A 17,578-nucleotide genomic window follows, 5' to 3' on the forward strand; every position below is an offset into this window, starting at 1 on the left:
TGAGGCTCGCCGGAGAGCATCAGAGGGAGGAACGCCGACGTGCCGCAATCCGTCCGCCAGCATGCGCGGAGCTCGGTACGCAAGCTCCAACTGTCCCAGGCAGCCGCGCGCCTGTTCACAGACCGCGGATACCACAACGTCAGCATGGACGATGTCGCCTCGGCCGTCGGTCTGACCGGGCCGGCGCTCTACCGCCACTTTCGCAAGAAGCACGACATTCTGGCACAAGCGATCTCCGAACAGCTCGCCGCGGTGGAAGCGGTTGCGGTCCATGCGGTCGAGTCCGGGCTGGAGCCCGACGAGCGTGCCGAGATGTTTCTGTCCGAGCTCGCCGATCTGGTGCTCGAACGCGAAGAGGTGCTGCTCTGGAAGCGTGAACGCCGGCAGCTCTCCGAAGACGAGCAGAACGATTTCCGGTTGCGGCTCAACGCCGTCCTGCGACTGACGGTGCAGGCACTCGGCCTCGGCGACGGGGGAAAGCCCTCCGGCGACGCCGAGTTGCGGGCCTGGAGTGTGCTGGGCATCTACTCCAGCATCGCCCCTGCGCGGAAACGGCTGGAGAACGCCGCAGCCAAGCGGCTCCTGCAGTCGATGGCGCAGAACGTCCTCAAATGCGAACTCGATGGTGCGACCACGCATTCGGCGACCCCGGTGCCGAAACAGCGCCGCCCACCCGGCAGACGCGAACGCATCCTGAGCACCGCCACCCGGCTGTTCCACGCACAGAGCTACCACGCCGTCGGCATCGAGGAGATCGCCGCCGAGTCGGACACCGCCATCGCGACCTTCTACCAGTACTTCAACGGCAAAGCCGAACTCCTGCAGGCGGTGTTGAACCGGGGCGCCGAGGGGTTGCACTACGTCACCAACCATCGCCTCCCCTCGGCCACGACGCCGCAGGAAGCGCTCGACGTCATCGTGTGCACGCTCATCGAGCTGGCCCTGGGTCCGCACCAGCCGATCCTGGCGATCCTGGCCGCCGACCTGATCTACCTTCCCGAGAAGGCTCAGGAACTGATCCGGACGAGCGAGCGCGAGTACGTCGACGAGTGGGTCGCCGCGATCCTCGGGGTACGTCCGGAGTTGACCCCGGCGCACGCCCGGCTGCTCGCACAGGCCTCGATCGGTCTGGTCACCGACATCACCCAGACCCCGAGCATGCGAAGCCGGCCGGGGATCGCCGCGGAGCTGCACCAGCTCGTGGCGGCCGTGATCGCCGCCTGAGCACCCCGAGTCGTGCGCCGTGGCCCATACCGTGGGCCCGTTTCCTCAGCTCGTGATGTGGTGGGTGCCGAAAGTCCTGGCGTGGTAGGTCAACGGCGCTGCCACGGTGCTGTCCACCGCGCGCACCCGGCCGATGACCACGATGTGGTCGGCGGCCTCCACCGCCTGCATCACCTCGCACGCGAACCATCCCGGCGCGCCCGCCAGGCGTGGTACGCCCTCGGCGAGGACCCAGTCGACGTCGGCGAACTTGTCGCGCCCCTTGCGGGCGAAACAGGCTGCCAGAGCGGACTGATCGTACCCAAGGACGTTGACCCCGAACTCCCCTGCGGCCTGGATCAGCGCCAGCAGCTCAGAACCCCGATCGAGGCTGACGAGCAGCGACGGCGGCGACATGGACAGGGACGCAAACGCACTCACCGTGGTGCCGTGCGGACGTTCGCCGTCCATCGCCGTGATCACCGCGACCGGCGTGCACACCGACGCCATCGCGTCCCGGAATGCTTCTCCGAGCGACTCCACTTCTGCCACCGCCATCAACCGACCTCCTCGCTCGTCCTCACCAGGCAGTCAGGACCACATAATGGAAATTAATTTTTGAAACATCTGTCAGCATGCGGTCGCGGTGTGCGGCGCCCGCAATCCACATTCGACGGTCACACCGGGCTGCGGTCGGCCAGCACTTGGCCCACGAAGTCACCGATCTCGGCGACCGCGCGCCGGGCACGCGGCATCGTGGAGGCGAACATCGTCCACGCGTGACACACGCCGGCGTACACGGCCAGCGAGGAGGGGGAACCGTCCCGCTGCATCCCGTGGTGCAGCGCCTTCGCGTCGTCGAGAAGAACTTCGCGATCGCTGGCCAGGATGAAGGTCGGCGGCAATCGGTCCAGCGTCCCGAACACCGGGGACGCCAGCGGATCCCGCGGATCATGGCCGCCGAGATAGGCCGCGGCCAGCGATCTGACCGACCGCCGCGATATCGCCACGTCCGTCTCGTCGTGCACGTCGAAGCTGTCGCCCGACGCGGTGAAGTCGGCCAGCGGAGACACCAGGACCGCCCCCGCGGGCAGCTGCGCACCCTCGTCGCGGGCACTGATCATGGCGGCTATCGTCAGGCCGCCGCCCGCAGAGTCGCCTGCCAGCACCCAGCGGTCCCCGAAAGTCTCTGCAGCCCAGCTCATCACTGTGCGCGCATCGAGCAGCGCCGCCGGGAACGGATTCTCGGGAGCGCGCCGGTAGTCCGGCACCACGACGGGGTGCCCGGCCGCCGCCGACACCGCCGCGGCCACTCCGCGATATCCGTGGGCCGACCCCATCACGTATCCGCCACCGTGGAACCAGATGACCGTGGCGGTGTCGTCGACGACGCCGGCGCTGACCCGCAGCGCCGGAATTCCCCCGACAGTCAGTTCCGCGATGGCGATGTCGTCGGGCAGGCCCTGAGAGATCATCATGTCGTCGAGGGCCTGCCGCATCGCCGCCAGCGGACGTCGACCGTCCCCGAAGACGCGCTCGAGCTCGCGCTCCGCATGCTCCAAGGCGTCGGCATCCGCGTCGGACCACTGCTCGTCGGCCAAGGACAAGGCCACCTCTGTACCCACCAATCGTGTTCTGTGACGAACTTCGAGAGAAGCTTCCAGGGGAAACCCCGGGAGGACCCGAGTGATAACCCGAGAGTCGCTCTAAAGAATCGCCAATAACTATCTCCGCATAGTAACTCGTCAAAGCATCATTGACGAGGCCCATTGATGAAGTTAACCTTCACACAGGCGTGCTCAGCACGCCAGGACCGACGGAAGAGGAACACATGCCACGACTGTCCGACAAGATCGCCCTGGTGACCGGCGCCACGACGGTGGAACCCGGTGGGCTGAACATCGGCGGTGCGGCGGCCACGGAACTGGTCGCCGAGGGCGCCCGCGTGGTGCTCGCCGACATCAACATCGACGGGGCGTCCGCGCTGGCCCGCCGGCTCAACGACAAATACGGCCCCGACGTGGCGATCGCCGTCCACACCGACCTGCGTGACGAGGCCGCGATCGCGGAACTGGTGGCAACGGCAGTGTCCACTTTCGGCGGATTCAACGTGCTGTTCAACATCGCCGGGGTGTTCCCCGCCGGTGACGGCGACGTCGCCACCATGCCGATCGAGGTGTGGGACGACGTGATGGCTGTCAACGTGCGCAGCGCCATGCTCACCACCAAACACTCGCTGCCGCATCTGCGCTCCGGTGGCGGCTCGATCGTGAACACCGCCTCGACGCACGCGTTCGCCGGCGACACCAGCCTCACCGGTTACGGCGCCACCAAGGCGGCGCTGTTGGCGCTGACCAAGTACACGGCGACCCAGTACGGCCGCGAAGGCGTGCGATGCAACGCGGTCTGCCCGGGGACCACGACCACTCCGCCGGCTCAACAACTTCCGGAGACGATCAAGGACATCTACCGCAGCCATACCCTCGCACCGGACCTCAACGGTCCGGACGACCTGGCCAAGGTGTATGCGTTCCTCGCCTCCGACGATTCACGTGGCATCAACGGCGAATCGATCCGGGTCGACGGCGGCCTGCTGGCGCATCAGCCGTTCGTGCCCGACATGAACGCGCTGGGCGCGGCGACCGCCACCTCGCAGTGACGTAGGCCGGGTACGGCCGACTGTCAGTCGGGTCGGCCGTACACGGCGACGACTACCGTTCGATCCAGGCTGTTCTCCGACCAGACCCCGATCTTGGTGTGCGTGCAGTCGGCCATGATCGCGTGGTAGGCGGGGTTGTAGTACCAGAGGTTGATCAGCTCGATTCCGCTGATCGCCAGCGCCGGGTGGATCGCCACCGTTTGGGCCACAGTGCCGCGGAAGCCCGCGGCTTCGGCACGTTGCTGCGGGGTGGACCCGTCAGATCCGTTGTCACCGAACAGACCTCGGTTGCCCATCAGATCGCGGGCATGCCACTCGGCGGCCTGCAGCAGCTGCGGGCTGACGTTGAGCTCGTTCTCGCAGTCGGCTTGCCGCTGAATGGCATAGACGTTCTCGACCACGCTGCTGTTGAATCGTCGGTTGTCCGCGTGTGCGGTGGGCGCGACGGCACCCGCGGCCAAAGGTAGGCAGGCCGAGGCGGCCAGGGCAGCCGCACGCCGGCGGTTCACTCGAATCACGGTTTCCTCATTCGCCGTTCGCAGGGGCAGGGGCCGGCGGGCGGTAACCGCCGGCCGAGGTACGCAGCGCGTTGATGGATACCGGGCACAGGTTGTCGGCCGCCTGCCCGATCAGATACGAGGCGTGGAACTCGTCGGACGTCCGGAAGTCGGACTTCACGTCGGCCATCAACTCGCCGTAGGTGCGGCCCTGGGCGAGTTTGTGGCAGATACCGTTTCCGTACGCGAGCGCGTCATCGGGCCCGGCGAAGCCGTAGCCCGGCCACACAGTCACGTTCACCAGGTAGGCGACGGTGTCGGCGTGGGCCTGCGGCGGGGCCACGGTCGCGAACATCGCCGACGGTACCGCCAGGAGGGCGGCCGCCGGCCGGATCAGATGGGTTCGAATCCCGCGATGAGCCATCTGTCTCCGACCTTCTGCATATCGACGTGGGCACTGGACTGCGTATCGGTGGGTGCTTCGGTACCCACCGTCGTCGTCTGGTTGATGTACACCAGAACCCGAGCCCGGTCACCGTCCGCGGAGATCACTGCTGCCGCGGGCACCGCGGCCTCCGCCGAGATCCGTTGCTCCTCGGCTCCGGGTGCGACGACGTCGTTGATCAGCGTGGTGTACTCCGTGCGGAAGTCACCGGTCATACGTTCGGCGGCGGCGGTCAGATCCTCCCGCACGCGGTCGGGCCGGTAGGACAGCATCGCCACGACCCCTTCCGTGGCGGCCGCCACCGGTGCCGCGGCGACGCCGCCCGACGGCGCCGCCTCCGAATCGAGCTGCCATTTCAGGAATCCCACGCCGAGTGCGGTCGCCACCACGAGCAGCGGCAAAACCAGGTAGACGACCCACCGGAGCACTGCGGGACCCCGGGCAGGCGCAGCGGGCGGGGCCCCGTCGTCGGGGGCTGTTGCCGGGGGGCTGTCGGCGAGCGCCAGATCGCTCACGGTGTCGTCTCCGATCTCATCGATACGTGGCGTCATGAGACGAACTGCACGTCGGACACCCGTGCGCTGTCGCCGCTCTGTTGCACGCCGATGCGCATCCGCCACACCGTCGGGACCTGTTCCGGCGCTTCGTCACTTGACATCTGCACCGACATGACGACCAGCACCTTTGCGGTGTCACCCTCGTGCGATTCCAGGGCCGCCGAGGTCACGGAGCCGTGAGATGCGGACCGGGCCTGCCGGACGACCTCGGCGAACGACTCCGCCCGCTTCTGGAAGTCGTCGTGGAACGCCCCGGTCGAGGTATCCAGGATCCGCTTGATGTCCTCGTCGACGGTCGCGTGACGAATGGTGGTCAGGTTGATCGCGCCTTGGCGTGCGGTCTCGACGAAGCGGCTCTGCTGAGCCGATTCCCTGCGCTCGTCGACCAACCGATACCCCATCCAGCCGCCGAGACCGGCCAGTGCCACGAACGCCACCGCGCACAGCGCCGCAACCCAGTGCAGCCCCGAAAAGCGTCGCGGCACAACCGGAGTCATCTTCCCTGCGGGGGGATCATCATGCTCTGCCATGTCCTGCCTTCTGCCTGGGGCGCCAGATCCGCCTGGGTGTAGATGTTGCCGTCCGGCGCCACGTACTCACCGGTCGCGGGGTCGTACTCAGCCACCGCGATCGGTCCGGGGTGCGGTGCCGCCGCAGGTGGCGGCGGCAGCTGCGGGATGTCCTGGCCCGACAGCGTCGCGTTCGGATCGCCCTTCCAGTTGAACCCGTCGTTGAGCGGCACGTACTCCTCGTCGCTCTCGCACATCTTCACCGTCGGAGCCCGCTTGCCCGGCCGGGTGATGCACGGGTAGTTCCGGTTGCCGCGCACCACATTCCACGAGTCCTGCGGTATCCGGCAGTACAGGTCACCCGGCGGCAGGTCCGCCGACGTCTCGACGCTCGGAGCCAGCTGCTGATCCACCGGCAGGAAGCCCGTCGTGCATGGTGGCGGCAGGTTCAGGTTCAGGTTGAAGCTCACGTACAGCCCGGGTGATTTGCGCTTGGAATCCTTGTTGGCCAGCAGCGCGCCCTGCAGTCCGGCGACGAGTTGCGGTTCCAGGACCAGTATCTGCTCGATGGCCGGCTGATAGACCACCGCAACTTCGCCGACGCTGACCAGGTTGGCCAGCAGCACGGGCAGGGTCGGCTTGAGTCGATCGAAGAGCTGACGGCCTTCCTCGGCCGCGTCACCGCCGCGTTCGATCAGTCCCGCCACGGCGGGGTCGGCATCGCGGACCTGACTGGTCAGGTCGGCGAGGTGGGAGGCCCACGCATTGATCGAATCCGCCGTCTGCGCTTGCGAATCCATCAACGGCTTGGCGTCGTCGATCAACGTCAACACCGAGTCCAGGTTGGCGCGCGCGTCCGAGGCGAGCTGCGTGGAACCACGCACGATCCGGGACAGCTCCGGGCCCAGACCGCCCACCGCGGCGTAGCTTTCGTCGACCACGGTCTTGACGTTGTCGCCGGGGATCGCCTGGATACCGCGGTTCGCCGCGTCGAGAAGCGCGTTGATCGGCGGCGGCGTCGTCGCACGATCGACAGGGATGACGTCGCCGTTCTTCAGTGGTGGCGCGTCGGCGGTCCGGGGAACCAGCGCCACGTACTGCTCGCCGATCGCCGATGTGCTGTGCACCTCTGCGGTCAGGTCCGACGGGATGTCGGTGCCCGACTGCAGCGACATCACCGCCTGCACTCCGCCGTCGTCGGTCAGCCGCACCTCCGTGACACGGCCGACCCTGGTGCCGCGATAGCTGACGTTGGCCGTCGCGTACAGGCCGGCGGCCTGCGGAAGATCGACGATCACGGTGTACTGCCCGATCCCCAACATCGCCGGCACCTTGATGTACCCGAACGCCATGATGCTGCCCGCGACGAGTGCCACCGCCGCGAAGACCACCAGCTGCAGTTTGATCCGCTTGGTCAGCATGTCAGCGCCCCTGGTCGAATCGGTACGGCGCGATCAGTGGATTGCCTGCGGTGTACGGACTGGGTACCTGACCGATCGTTCTGCCCCACTGCATCTCCAATTCGGTGAGGTCGCCTTCGAACCGTGTGCCGTTGAGCAGACCGTCGCCGAGCCGGCTCAGCGTCAGGTCGAAGATCACGTCGGTGTTCAGATAGTCGCCGCGGACCACCTTGTCGACGCTCTCGATGGGCCACGGGAAGGTGGTCAACAGGCTCAGCGAGCGCGTCATGGCCGGTCCCGCGTCGGCGAGTGATCCGAGCACCGGTCCGAGGGCTTTGATCTCGGAGACGAGGTTCTGCTTGGTCTGGTTGACCGCATCGGCGGTCAACGCGCTGAACTTGCCGAACCCGTCCACCGCCTCGACGAGGTTCTCCCGCTGATCGCTGAGCACCTTCACCGCGTCGGGAAGCGTCCGGAGCGCGTTGTCGAGTACCGGTTGCTGGTCCGCCAGCTGCCCCACCAGGCTGTTGAAACTCTCCGAAGCGTCGATGATGTCACCGGTCTGGGCGTTGAGCCGGCCGACGAACTGGTCCGTCTGCTCGATCAGGCTGCGCAGGTCGCTCTCCCGGCCGGCGAACGCGGTGGCCAATGCTGCCGTGATGTCCTGCAGCTGGCCGACCCCACCACCGTTGAGCAACAACGACAACGCCGCCAGCGTCTGGTCGGTGCTCGGGTAGGACGAGCCGGAGTCCAGCGGGATCAGCGATCCGTCGACCAGCTTGCCGCTCGGCGCGACATCCGTCGGTTCGGCCAGCTCCACATGCAGCGAGCCGAGCAGGCTGGTCTGACCGACGACCGCGGTCGCATTGGCAGGCAGTTCGACATCGCCGTTGAGCCGGATCGTGACCAGCGCGTGCCACCCCTGGCGCTCGATCTTGGTGATCGTCCCCACGTTGACGTCGCCCACCCGCACGCGCGAGTTGGGCTCGATGGTCCCGACGTCGGGCAGTTGGGCCTGCACCACGTAGGAACCGTCCCCGCCGCCTTCGGTGCCGGGCATCGGCAGCGAGTTGAGGCCCCGCCACTGACATCCGGTCAGCACGGTCATCGCGACGATCGCGGTGGCGCCGATCTTCCTGCCACGACCGGCCTTACGCAGTGAAGCCATCGTCACCCTCCCGATCCGGGCAGCAGGAGTCCGGGAAGACCCGCGGCGGGATCTGCGACGAGCGCCGGTGCGGGCGCGGCGGGCGCGGCGGGCGCGGCGGGCGCGGCGGGCGCGGCGGGCGCCGGCTGCGGTGGGATGTAGTCGGGTCGCAGTCTGTCCTCGCTGTAGGTCAACTCGTTGGGTCGCGCCGACTGACCGACGAACAGGTTCTCGCCCAGCGGCGGGAAGTTGATCTGACGGTTCTTGACGATCGGTGCCAGGTACTGCGCGCACAACTTCGACGAGAACTCCCCGTTGAGCCGCGACGCCGCTTCCACCGAGCCGCACAGGAACTGAATCGGGTCGGCCAGGTTGTTGACCGCGAGCATGCCCGTCAGGGCGGCCTGTGACGGCTGGTAGACGTTGGCGAAGTTCTGCGCGGCGTTCGGGAACGCGTGCAACGCCTGCTTGATGCCGTCGAGGTTGCTGTTGACCGCCGACGAGATCGCAGCCAGTTTGTCGGTCGCGATTCCGGCCGCCTCCCGGTTGTCCCTCACGAATTGAGTGGCCTCGCCGACGACGAGATTGAGGTCGTCGATCGCGTCCCCGACCGCACCGGGATCATCGGCGAGAAGCCCCGTGACCGCGGACATGTTGCGGTTGAGCGCAGCGAGAAGATCGGAACTGTCCTCCAGTGCGGAGACCACGACGGCCAGGTTGCGCAGCGTCGCGAACGTGTCGTCACTGTGATCGCCCAGCGCCGACAGTGCCCTCGACATCGACGTGACGGTCTCGCGGATATCCGCGCCCTGCCCACGCAGGTTGTCGGCGGCGGTGTTGACGAACTCACCGAGCGTGCTCACCCCTCCCGGCTGGGTGGGTTGAAGCGCATTCGTCAGCTTCTCCAATTGGGTTCGCAGATCGTCCCATTCCAGCGGCACCGCGGTGCGCGCCTGCGGGATCACCGCTCCGGTGTCCAGCGCCGGGCCGGTCTCGTATACCGGCGTGAGCTGAATGGCCCGCGCCGTCACCAGCTGTGGCGACACGATCACGGCCTTCGCGTCCGCGGGCACCTTGTGCTTGCCGTCGACCCAGAACGTCACCTTGACGCGCTGGGGCTCCGGCTCGATGGTCTCGACGGCGCCCACCGGAACACCGAGGATGCGCACCTCGTCTCCGGTGAAGAGACCGTTGCTGTTGTCGAAGTACGCGGTGAGCTGCGTGCGGCCGACGTGGTTGACCGCGCGCATCACCAGCACACCGCCGATCACGACCACCACGATGAGCGCGACCACCAGACCGGTGCGGAGCGGGAACTTTCGCATCACTGACCTCCGCCTGCGGGTGCGGTCACCGGGTCAGAGACCGGTGGCGGGGTGGGCAGCTTCGACGGCTGCTGTCCCTCCGGCCACAGCGCCGGCGGTCCCGGGGCCGGGCCGCCCGGGGCGGGCGCCTGTTCGGGCTCACGGTAGGGGTACCGCGGATCTGCGGGATTGCCGGTGATCGCGTCGGGCAGCGTCACGTGCGGCGGTCCCCCCTGGCCGGTCCGCGGGAACGGAACCGGCAGCGCCGGCGTGGCGGGCTGGCCGGTCTGGGGATCGGAAAGTTGCGACGGGGCAAGCACATTGGGATCCAGGCCGAGGTCGGAGAACGCGGAATCGATGAACGGCTGCACCAACTGGCCGGGCAGGTTGGCCAGATATGCCTTGAAGAACGGTCCCGAGCCGACCGCGTCACCGAGGGACATCGTGTACTGGTTCAGATACTTGATGGCGAGCATGACCCGGTCCTTGCGGTTGTCGACGATCGTCAACACCCCGTTGAGCTTGTCCAGAGCAGGGCGCATCTGAGCACGGTTGGTCTCGATGAACGCGGACAGCTGCTGGGCGAAGACCGACAGGTTTCGCGAGATCTGTTCCAGCGCCGCACTTTGGTTGCGCAGCTCACGCAGCAGGGCATTGCTGTTGGCGACCAGCTCGGCGACCTCGTCGGCACGGTCCGACAACACCTCGGTGGCCTTGCTGGCGTTGCTCAACAGGTTTCGCAGCTGTGTGTCGCGCTCCCCCAGCGTCTGGGAGAACCGGCCCACACCCTCGACGGCGGCCTTCAACTCGGGTGGGGTGTCCTGGAAGGTCTGGGCCAGCGTGGACAGCGCGTCGGACACGGTGTCGGTGTTCAGTCCACTGATGGTCGCGGACAGATCTCCGAGTGCATCCGGCAGCTGGTAGGGCGACCTGGTCCGCTCGATCGGGATGGCCGAGTTCAGGTCGCCCTCCCCGCGCGGCGTCACCTCAAGGACTTTCGATCCGAGCAGGCTCTTCGTCCGGATGTGGGCCTCGGTGAGATCGCCGAGACGGACATCGTCGCTGACGTCGAAGTCCACCCTCACCTGGGTGCCGTCCAGTTCGATGGCGGACACCTGGCCGACCCGAAAGCCTGCCACCTGAACCGGCGCGCCCGCGCGCAGGCCGCCGGCCTCGGCGAAGTAGGCCGAGTGCTCGTCGGCGGAGCTCACGAACGGCAGCTTGTCGTACTGCAGCGCGATGACAGCCACACCCGCGGTGAGCGCCATTCCCGCTACCCCGATGACGAACGGGTTGCGTTCGGCGAAAGGTTTCATTTCGGCGCACACCGCCCTGTCGTCTGCTCGGCGAGTTTGACGTAAACCGGTTGTCCGCCCTTGCCGTTGAGCTTCAACGACATGGCACAGAGGTACTCGGGGATGAAGTCGCCACGACTTCCCAGTCGTGACAGCTTCTTGTACGCGTCGGGCAGCATGTTCAGCAGCCCGTCGAAGTACTCGTGGTCAGCCAGGACCAACGAGGTGGCCCGGTCCGATTGCACCACGGCCTCTTTCATCGGTTCGCGTGCCTGCATCAGGAGGTCGGCGACTGTCGCCGAGGCGGCGTTGGTGTACGCCACCGCGTTGGCGACGTCACCCTTGCGCTCCTCGAGTCCCTTCACCAGCAGCGTGAGCGAGTCCACGGACTTGGCGAATTGTTCGGTCTGCCCGCCGAAGGATCCGAGCACGGTGTTGAGGTTGCCGATCACCTCACCGATCAGGATGTCGCGATCGGCCAGGGTGTTGGTCAGCGCCGCCGCCTGGTTCAGAAAGGAGCCGATGGTCGCGCCTTCGCCCTGGAACGCCTGGATCAGCGCCGTCGACAGGGTGTTCACCTGATCGGGATCCAGCGCCCTGAAGAGCGGACGGAAGCCGCCCAGCAGTGTGTCCAGATCCAGCGCCGGTTCCGTGCGGTCGACCGGAATGGTCATGCCGGGGGCGAGTCGCTCGGCCTTTCCGGCTCCCTCCAAAAGCGCCATGTACCGGTCGCCGATCGGGTTCTCCCAACGGATCTGGGCTTTGGACGTGCCGGTCAGATCGACTGACGGATCGGCGGAGAACTCCACGATCGCGTGTGCATCCGGATTGATCGAGATCTTCTTGACCTGACCGACTTCCACGCCGGCGATCCGCACGAAGTCGTCCACCTCGAGTCCGCTCACATCGGTGAACTCCGCCCGGTACAGCTCCTCGGAGGAGAAGCGGAGGTTGGCGAAGATCGCCAACAACCCGAACGCGGAGACGGCACAGACGACGACGAACACGGTCAGGTTGACGACGACCCGTCGCAAACTGCTTCTCACTGCTGATCCTCGATGCTCATGGTCTAAGGAGCCGTTACCGTCGGCCCTGGAACGCTCTGGGCGACAGGCGCTTCGGCGGGCAACGGAGCCGCCGGAGCTGCCGGTGCGGCCGGTGGCGGGGGCGGGACCCCCGGCCACAGCGGTGTTCCGTCGGGCCCGTAGAGCGCGGCGCCGTACGGGGCGCCCCCCGGAACCGCTGGGGCCGGCCCCGGTGCAGGTCCGCCGAAGTGGCGCACCCGCGGGGGTTCCGGTACCGCCTTGGTGACCGGGTAGTAGTTCGCCCAGCCCGGGAACCCGATACCGGGATTGGGCCGGATGTCCAGACCGGTGCCGAATCCGGTGTCGGTCACCAGATGACGGACCGGGAAGTTCTTGCTCACGTCGGGCAGCGAGCCGCAACCCGGCTGGCCGCCGGGTCCGCCCTTGGCGGCGACCTTCGGCAGGTGCTGCGGATACCGGTACGGATCGTCGCCCATCAGCAGCCCGACGTCCTGAACCACCGAACGTCCGTTGCCGCCGATGTTCTCGTATGCACCATTGTCGAGTGCATACTTGGCGCCCTGAAGCAGGCAGGTGTAGATGGGGTCGTACTTCAGCAGCAGACTGGTCGTCGGCTCCAGCACATTGATGCCGTTGATCAGGTTGTCCCGGTTCGGGGCGATGAGATCCGTTCCGCTGGTGGAGAACCCGATCGCGCTCAGCAGCAGCGCGTCAAGGTCCTGCTCGTGCCCGATGATCGTCTCGCCGGTCACGGTCGCCGCGGCGAGGGTGGCCAAGATGTCGCTCGCCGCTGAGCTGTAGGCCTCGCTGACGCCCCGCAGCGATCTCCAGTTCTCACCGACCCGGTCCATCCTCGGGTTGACCGCCAGCAGCACCTCGTTGGCGTCCGTGGTGGCCTGGCCGATGCGCTCTCCTTGACCGCGCACTCCGTCGGCGACCGCGGTCAGCACTCCGCTCAGCTTCGCCACGTCGATCTGATTCAACAGCCCGACCAGGTTGTCGAACACCGTGTTCACCTCGGTGGCGACGTTGCGGGACTTGAGCACCGCACCCGCTGCGAGTCGCTGCGCGCTGGGCTGATCCGGGTAGATCAAGTCGACGTATTTGGCGCCGAACGCTGTGGTGGTGGCAATCTCGGCTTCGACGTTGGCCGGGATGTAACCCACCTTGTCGGGGTCGAGCTCAAGCTTCAGCGCCGCCGCGCCCTTCCCGCCGGCGATCCCTGCGACGCGGCCGACCACGACGCCGCTCATCTTCACTTTCGCGCCCGACTCCATCACCAGACCGGATCGGTCAGAGGTCAAGGTGACCGGCACATAGCGGCGGAAGGTACCTGCGAAGATCAGCGAACAGGTGACGACCAACCCGATGACCGTGACGAACAACGCCGCGGTCCACCACAACGGATGAATTCCCACTCGATTGTTGCTGCGCGCCATCGCGTCACCCGGCCAGGTTGAAGTTGCCGGACTGGCCGTAGATGGCCAGCGAGAGGAACAGCACGACCAGGACCGCGGCGATCAGCGAGGTGCGCACCGCGCGCCCCACGGCCTCCCCGACCCCGGCGGGTCCGCCGGACGCGGTGAAGCCGTAGTAGGTGTGCACCAGCATGATGACGACAGCCATCATGACGGCCTGGAAGAAGGACCAGATGATGTCGGTTCCGCTCAGGAAGGTCGTGAAGTAGTGGTCGTACACGCCTGAGGACTGTCCATAGATCACGATCGTGCCGAATCGTGCTGCCCAGAAAGCCGACAGCACGGCGACGCAGTAGAGCGGGATCACCACGATCACGCCCGCCAACACCCGACTGGCCGCCAGGTACGCGATCGAACGGACGCCCATGACCTCCAGCGCGTCGATCTCCTCGTTGATCCGCATCGCACCGAGTTGTGCGGTGGCACCGGCGCCGATCGTGGCGGCCAGCCCGATTCCGGCGATCACCGGTCCGATCAGTCGCACGTTGAAATAGGCCGAAGCGAATCCGGTGAGCGCCTCGACACCGACCTCGGCGAACTGGTTGTAACCCTGCACCGCGACCAGCGCACCGGTGGACAAGGTGAGGAAGCCGACGATCACCACGGTGCCGCCGACGACGGCCAAAGCGCCGACGCCCAAACTCATCTGCGCGATCAGCCGCAGCAGTTCCTTCTTGTAATGGATGAGCACGTCTTTGATGGCGCCGAGGGTCTGGAAGTAGAACTGCGCCTGGGTGCCGATTCGGCTCAGTCCGGACACCCACCCGGCCACGGTGCGTTGAATCCGCGGATGGAGCCTGCTCGGAGAACCCGCGGTCATAGCGTGGCCTTGATTCCGACGGCGGACGCGATGATGTTGATCGCGAAGAGCGCGACGAATGTGAACACGACGGTCTCGTTGACGGCGTTGCCCACGCCGGCCGGCCCGCCGCCGACGGAAATGCCTTTGTAGCAGGCGATCAATCCGGCGGACAGCCCGAACAGCGCGGCCTTGACCAAAGAGATGATGACGTCGTCGGCACCGGTGATGACGGTGAGGCCGCTGACGAACGCGCCCGGTGTCACATGCTGGATGAAGACGGAGAAGATGAACCCGCCGACGAGACCGACGAGGATCACCACCGAGGACAGCAGCGTCGCGACGAAGGTCGCGGCCAGCACGCGGGGAACAACCAGTGTCTGGATGGGATCCACCCCCATCACACGCAGTGCGTCGAGTTCGTCACGGATCGTGCGCGCACCGAGATCGGCGCACATCGCCGTCGCACCTGCACCCGCGACCACGAGCACGGTGACCACGGGACCGATCTGGGTCACGGTGCCGTATGCCGCACCGGTGCCTGCGAAGTCAGCGGCGCCGAACTCCAGCAACAGGATGTTGAACGTGAAGATGAGCAGCACGGTGAACGGGATCGCCAGCATCAGGGTAGGCACCAGTGACACCCGGGCGACGAACCAGGACTGCTCCAGGAACTCGCGCCACGCGAAGGGCCTGCGCGGTATGCACACCAGCGTGTCCATCGCCATCGCGAAGAAATCCCCAAGAGCACGAACAGGTTTCGCCGCTTTACCTGAGGAGACAGCGGTGAAGCCGGCACGCACGCGCGAGGACGCGGGTGCGGGCTGCTCGGCTGTGGTCATGCGGTCCCCGATTCGACCCGGGACCAAGGAGTGGGGTCATTGCCTGGTTGTGAAGAGCAATTCTGTATTTCCTCGTTCAACCTGACGCCTTTCGAACTCGAACCTTCACACCGTGAAGCAGGAGTGGCTTCAATCACAGGTGTGATCCGCGATAGCATCGCACACGCTCATTCGGCGGTCAAGCAGCTCCTTGGCCGAGGCCGGACAAACACCGGGAGCATGTGGTGACGACGCGTCAAATATGAAGCTGAACAGCGCTTATCTGTCAAGAACGCGGCAGACAACCGCTATTGCCGTGATACCGAGAGTGCGACATAGATGGCCATTTTGTGAGTCAAGATTCTATGATCTGAGGAACTCGCCGGGCGGGTGCGACCGTCGACCCGCGCGGGCGCGGCGCAGCACGGCACCGCGGCGATACGTTAGTTTTTCTTCTGATATGGCCGGTGGTACGCCGTGACTCCGCCCCACGACGCCAACCACCTCCAGGGGCGTCTGCGCGCCTACGGCACCAGAACCGCGCGCCCGCGTACCCCTCCGGCTTCGAGCCGGTCAAAGGCCTCCAGCGCGTCGGCGAGGGCGAAACGCTCGCAGTCGACGCGCAGATGCCCGTCCCGCGCCAACGCGACGCAGGCGACGAGGTCGGTCCGGGTTCCTCCGTAGGACATGCGGAGGGAGGCACCCCAGGGCCAGCCGACCCCATCGCGGGGGGCGGCCGCAATGGGCACCCGCCCGCCGGCCAGGCCGGCGACCTGGACGACCCCGTTGGGCGCCACGCCGGCCGCCGCGGTACGCAAGGTGGCGTCGTTGCCCACGAAATCGAAGACCGCCTGTGCGCCGATCCCGTCGGTGAGATCCAGGATCGCGGCGACGGTATCCGAGGCCGCGGAGACGGTTTCGTGTGCACCGTGGTTCACCGCATCCGCGAGTTTGCCCGCGTCCACGTCGACGGCGATGATCCGCGTGGCCGTCGTGGCACGCAGGATCTGGAGCGCGCAGTGCCCGAGACCACCGACCCCGATCACGACCGCGGTGTTGCCGGGCGCCAAGGCGTGACCGCTGTTGCGGATCGCGTGATAGGCCGTCATCGCGGCATCCGCCAGCGGTGCCGACACGACCGGGTCGAGCCCGTCGATGCCGACCAGGAAACGGGCGGGCACCCGCATGTACTCGGCCATCCCCCCGTCGGGGCCGAGGCCGGGTGCAGGCGGTTGTGCCCGGCGACCGCCACGAAGGCACACGTTGTCGGCACCGGCGAGGCAGTTCCGGCATTGCCCGCAGGACCAGCACAAGTGCACGATGGCCGAATCGCCCACCGCCCAACCACGTACACCGGAGCCGACGTCGGCGACGCTACCGGTGACCTCGTGGCCCAGGGTGACCGGACGGGCGAAGATGCGGTCGGGGTTGTGCATCACATGCAGATCGGAATGGCACACTCCGGCTGCGGCCACCCGTAGCAGGACGTCGTCGGGCCCGATCTCGGGCACCGGGATGTCGACGAGACGGACCACGGTCGGCTCGACCAGTTGAACCGCGCGCATCAGAAGTACTGGGCCCCGCCGTCGACGCTGATGTGCTCAGCGGTGATGTACGACGACGCATCCGAGGCCAGGAACACCACCGCTTGTGAGATCGCCTCGGGTTCGGTGGAGAAGTCGGGCAGGAACGGCGTGCCCATACCCATCAGCGGCGGGTTGGTCTCACCGGCGGCGGTGAGTTCGGCGATCATGTCCCCCGAGCCCATCGGCGTGTTGACCGCACCGGGGTGAATGCTGTTGACCCGCACCCGATGCCGACCCAGTTCGGCGGCGAACGCTCTGGTCATGCCCACCACGGCGTGCTTGCTGGTGGTGTAGGGCACCATGAACGGCTGCACCTTCTTACCGGCATACGAGCTGATCAGGATCACCGAGCCGGCTCCGCGCGCGACGAGGTGCGGGGCAGAGACCATCACGGTGTTCCAGACGCCGGTGACATTGATGTCCAGGGTGTCGCGGAACACCTCGGGCTTGGTCTGATCCCAGGCCGCGGGGACACAGATCGCGGCGTTGGCCACCACTACGTCCAGTCCGCCGAGGTCGGCGACACCCCGCTCGACCGTCGCCCGCATGCCCTCCAGATCCCGCACGTCGACCCGTTCGGCGACGATCCGGCGGCCCTCGCCCTCGACCAGGCGCGCCGTCTCGTCCAGGTCCGCAGGCGTCGGAGAGTCGTACGGGACGCCGGGCAGCGGCCCGGCCAGGTCGACCGCGATGATGTCGGCGCCGGCCTGCGCGAGCGCGACCGCGTGGGTGCGGCCCTGTCCTCGTGCCGCACCGGTGATGAAGGCAACCTTGCCTTCGAGGTTTCCTGACATGTGCTCTGCTCCTGGCTGATTCGTCGGGGTCGTGGATC

The 17,578-nt window shown here is 66.9% G+C and carries 18 protein-coding genes; 2 read left to right on the forward strand and 16 right to left on the reverse strand.

The features are described from left to right. Window positions 1-39 precede the first annotated feature (39 nt). On the forward strand, window positions 40-1,224 hold the full coding sequence (locus tag BST38_RS02970; protein ID WP_083141766.1) for a TetR/AcrR family transcriptional regulator: 1,185 nt from the start codon (window positions 40-42) through the stop codon (window positions 1,222-1,224). A gap of 45 nt (window positions 1,225-1,269) precedes the next feature. Here BST38_RS02970 and BST38_RS02975 read toward each other — a convergent pair whose 3' ends face one another. Both BST38_RS02975 and BST38_RS02980 read right to left on the reverse strand, forming a co-directional pair. Beyond that, complete coding sequence (locus BST38_RS02975; protein WP_083141767.1) at window positions 1,270-1,761, reverse strand: flavin reductase family protein; 492 nt, start codon at window positions 1,759-1,761, stop codon at window positions 1,270-1,272. Between the two features lie 119 nt (window positions 1,762-1,880). After that, the gene (locus BST38_RS02980; RefSeq protein WP_083141768.1) at window positions 1,881-2,816 is read right to left on the reverse strand and encodes an alpha/beta hydrolase; all 936 of its coding nucleotides are present in this window, start codon (window positions 2,814-2,816) and stop codon (window positions 1,881-1,883) included. Window positions 2,817-3,034: 218 nt separating this feature from the next. On the opposite strand from BST38_RS02980, the gene BST38_RS02985 reads away from it, so the two are divergent. Beyond that, window positions 3,035-3,862 carry an SDR family NAD(P)-dependent oxidoreductase gene (locus BST38_RS02985; RefSeq protein ID WP_083141769.1) on the forward strand — a complete coding sequence of 276 codons (828 nt, stop codon included), beginning with the start codon at window positions 3,035-3,037 and terminating at the stop codon, window positions 3,860-3,862. A gap of 23 nt (window positions 3,863-3,885) precedes the next feature. On the opposite strand, the gene BST38_RS02990 is transcribed toward BST38_RS02985, so the two are convergent. From BST38_RS02990 to BST38_RS03055, 14 genes are all read right to left on the reverse strand, one after another. Beyond that, window positions 3,886-4,371 carry a CAP domain-containing protein gene (locus tag BST38_RS02990; protein WP_420872511.1) on the reverse strand — a complete coding sequence of 162 codons (486 nt, stop codon included), beginning with the start codon at window positions 4,369-4,371 and terminating at the stop codon, window positions 3,886-3,888. 16 nt (window positions 4,372-4,387) lie between these two features. Further along, complete coding sequence (locus tag BST38_RS02995) at window positions 4,388-4,783, reverse strand: DUF732 domain-containing protein (RefSeq protein ID WP_083141771.1); 396 nt, start codon at window positions 4,781-4,783, stop codon at window positions 4,388-4,390. After that, window positions 4,753-5,355: an Rv1363c family protein gene (locus BST38_RS03000; RefSeq protein ID WP_083141772.1), complete on the reverse strand. Its 603-nt coding sequence runs from the start codon at window positions 5,353-5,355 to the stop codon at window positions 4,753-4,755. Before BST38_RS03000 ends, BST38_RS02995 begins: the two co-directional genes overlap by 31 nt. Next, complete coding sequence (locus tag BST38_RS03005; RefSeq protein WP_181791952.1) at window positions 5,352-5,858, reverse strand: Rv1363c family protein; 507 nt, start codon at window positions 5,856-5,858, stop codon at window positions 5,352-5,354. Before BST38_RS03005 ends, BST38_RS03000 begins: the two co-directional genes overlap by 4 nt. Continuing rightward, entirely contained in the window at window positions 5,855-7,291 is a 1,437-nt protein-coding gene (locus tag BST38_RS03010; RefSeq protein ID WP_083141774.1) for an MCE family protein, read from the reverse strand. Before BST38_RS03010 ends, BST38_RS03005 begins: the two co-directional genes overlap by 4 nt. A gap of 1 nt (window position 7,292) precedes the next feature. Beyond that, window positions 7,293-8,438, reverse strand: coding sequence for a virulence factor Mce family protein (locus BST38_RS03015; protein WP_083141775.1), 1,146 nt, complete (start codon window positions 8,436-8,438; stop codon window positions 7,293-7,295). A 2-nt stretch (window positions 8,439-8,440) separates the two neighbouring features. Next, window positions 8,441-9,742: an MCE family protein gene (locus BST38_RS03020; protein WP_083141776.1), complete on the reverse strand. Its 1,302-nt coding sequence runs from the start codon at window positions 9,740-9,742 to the stop codon at window positions 8,441-8,443. Further along, a complete protein-coding gene (locus BST38_RS03025) occupies window positions 9,742-11,037 on the reverse strand; it encodes an MCE family protein (protein ID WP_083141777.1) in 1,296 nt (431 codons plus the stop codon). Before BST38_RS03025 ends, BST38_RS03020 begins: the two co-directional genes overlap by 1 nt. Then, window positions 11,034-12,062: an MCE family protein gene (locus tag BST38_RS03030; protein WP_083141778.1), complete on the reverse strand. Its 1,029-nt coding sequence runs from the start codon at window positions 12,060-12,062 to the stop codon at window positions 11,034-11,036. Before BST38_RS03030 ends, BST38_RS03025 begins: the two co-directional genes overlap by 4 nt. A 23-nt stretch (window positions 12,063-12,085) precedes the next feature. Then, window positions 12,086-13,501: an MCE family protein gene (locus BST38_RS03035; RefSeq protein WP_083141779.1), complete on the reverse strand. Its 1,416-nt coding sequence runs from the start codon at window positions 13,499-13,501 to the stop codon at window positions 12,086-12,088. A gap of 4 nt (window positions 13,502-13,505) precedes the next feature. Continuing rightward, the gene (locus BST38_RS03040; RefSeq protein WP_083141780.1) at window positions 13,506-14,360 is read right to left on the reverse strand and encodes an ABC transporter permease; all 855 of its coding nucleotides are present in this window, start codon (window positions 14,358-14,360) and stop codon (window positions 13,506-13,508) included. Further along, window positions 14,357-15,067, reverse strand: coding sequence for an MlaE family ABC transporter permease (locus tag BST38_RS03045; RefSeq protein ID WP_165761557.1), 711 nt, complete (start codon window positions 15,065-15,067; stop codon window positions 14,357-14,359). The genes BST38_RS03040 and BST38_RS03045 overlap by 4 nt, the downstream gene beginning before the upstream one ends. 617 nt (window positions 15,068-15,684) lie before the next feature. After that, window positions 15,685-16,725 (reverse strand): NAD(P)-dependent alcohol dehydrogenase, encoded by a 1,041-nt coding sequence (locus BST38_RS03050; protein WP_083141782.1) that lies wholly within the window; start codon window positions 16,723-16,725, stop codon window positions 15,685-15,687. After that, entirely contained in the window at window positions 16,725-17,540 is an 816-nt protein-coding gene (locus BST38_RS03055; RefSeq protein WP_083141783.1) for a mycofactocin-coupled SDR family oxidoreductase, read from the reverse strand. The genes BST38_RS03050 and BST38_RS03055 overlap by 1 nt, the downstream gene beginning before the upstream one ends. Between the last annotated feature and the right edge of the window lie 38 nt (window positions 17,541-17,578).

This window comes from Mycolicibacterium parafortuitum (assembly GCF_002086815.1).
GTDB classification, from domain to species: Bacteria; Actinomycetota; Actinomycetes; order Mycobacteriales; family Mycobacteriaceae; genus Mycobacterium; species Mycobacterium parafortuitum.

Excerpts from the sequence above, each read along its gene's own strand:
- BST38_RS03055 (WP_083141783.1), bottom strand. The coding sequence starts at position 17,540 with ATGTCAGGAAACCTCGAAGGCAAGGTTGCCTTCATCACCGGTGCGGCA.
- BST38_RS03010 (WP_083141774.1), bottom strand. The coding sequence starts at position 7,291 with ATGCTGACCAAGCGGATCAAACTGCAGCTGGTGGTCTTCGCGGCGGTG.
- BST38_RS03040 (WP_083141780.1), bottom strand. The coding sequence starts at position 14,360 with ATGACCGCGGGTTCTCCGAGCAGGCTCCATCCGCGGATTCAACGCACC.
- BST38_RS02975 (WP_083141767.1), bottom strand. The coding sequence starts at position 1,761 with ATGGCGGTGGCAGAAGTGGAGTCGCTCGGAGAAGCATTCCGGGACGCG.
- BST38_RS03035 (WP_083141779.1), bottom strand. The coding sequence starts at position 13,501 with ATGGCGCGCAGCAACAATCGAGTGGGAATTCATCCGTTGTGGTGGACC.
- BST38_RS03020 (WP_083141776.1), bottom strand. The coding sequence starts at position 9,742 with ATGCGAAAGTTCCCGCTCCGCACCGGTCTGGTGGTCGCGCTCATCGTG.
- BST38_RS03015 (WP_083141775.1), bottom strand. The coding sequence starts at position 8,438 with ATGGCTTCACTGCGTAAGGCCGGTCGTGGCAGGAAGATCGGCGCCACC.
- BST38_RS03045 (WP_165761557.1), bottom strand. The coding sequence starts at position 15,067 with ATGGCGATGGACACGCTGGTGTGCATACCGCGCAGGCCCTTCGCGTGG.
- BST38_RS03025 (WP_083141777.1), bottom strand. The coding sequence starts at position 11,037 with ATGAAACCTTTCGCCGAACGCAACCCGTTCGTCATCGGGGTAGCGGGA.
- BST38_RS02985 (WP_083141769.1), top strand. The coding sequence starts at position 3,035 with ATGCCACGACTGTCCGACAAGATCGCCCTGGTGACCGGCGCCACGACG.
- BST38_RS03050 (WP_083141782.1), bottom strand. The coding sequence starts at position 16,725 with ATGCGCGCGGTTCAACTGGTCGAGCCGACCGTGGTCCGTCTCGTCGAC.
- BST38_RS02995 (WP_083141771.1), bottom strand. The coding sequence starts at position 4,783 with ATGGCTCATCGCGGGATTCGAACCCATCTGATCCGGCCGGCGGCCGCC.
- BST38_RS03000 (WP_083141772.1), bottom strand. The coding sequence starts at position 5,355 with ATGACGCCACGTATCGATGAGATCGGAGACGACACCGTGAGCGATCTG.
- BST38_RS03005 (WP_181791952.1), bottom strand. The coding sequence starts at position 5,858 with ATGACTCCGGTTGTGCCGCGACGCTTTTCGGGGCTGCACTGGGTTGCG.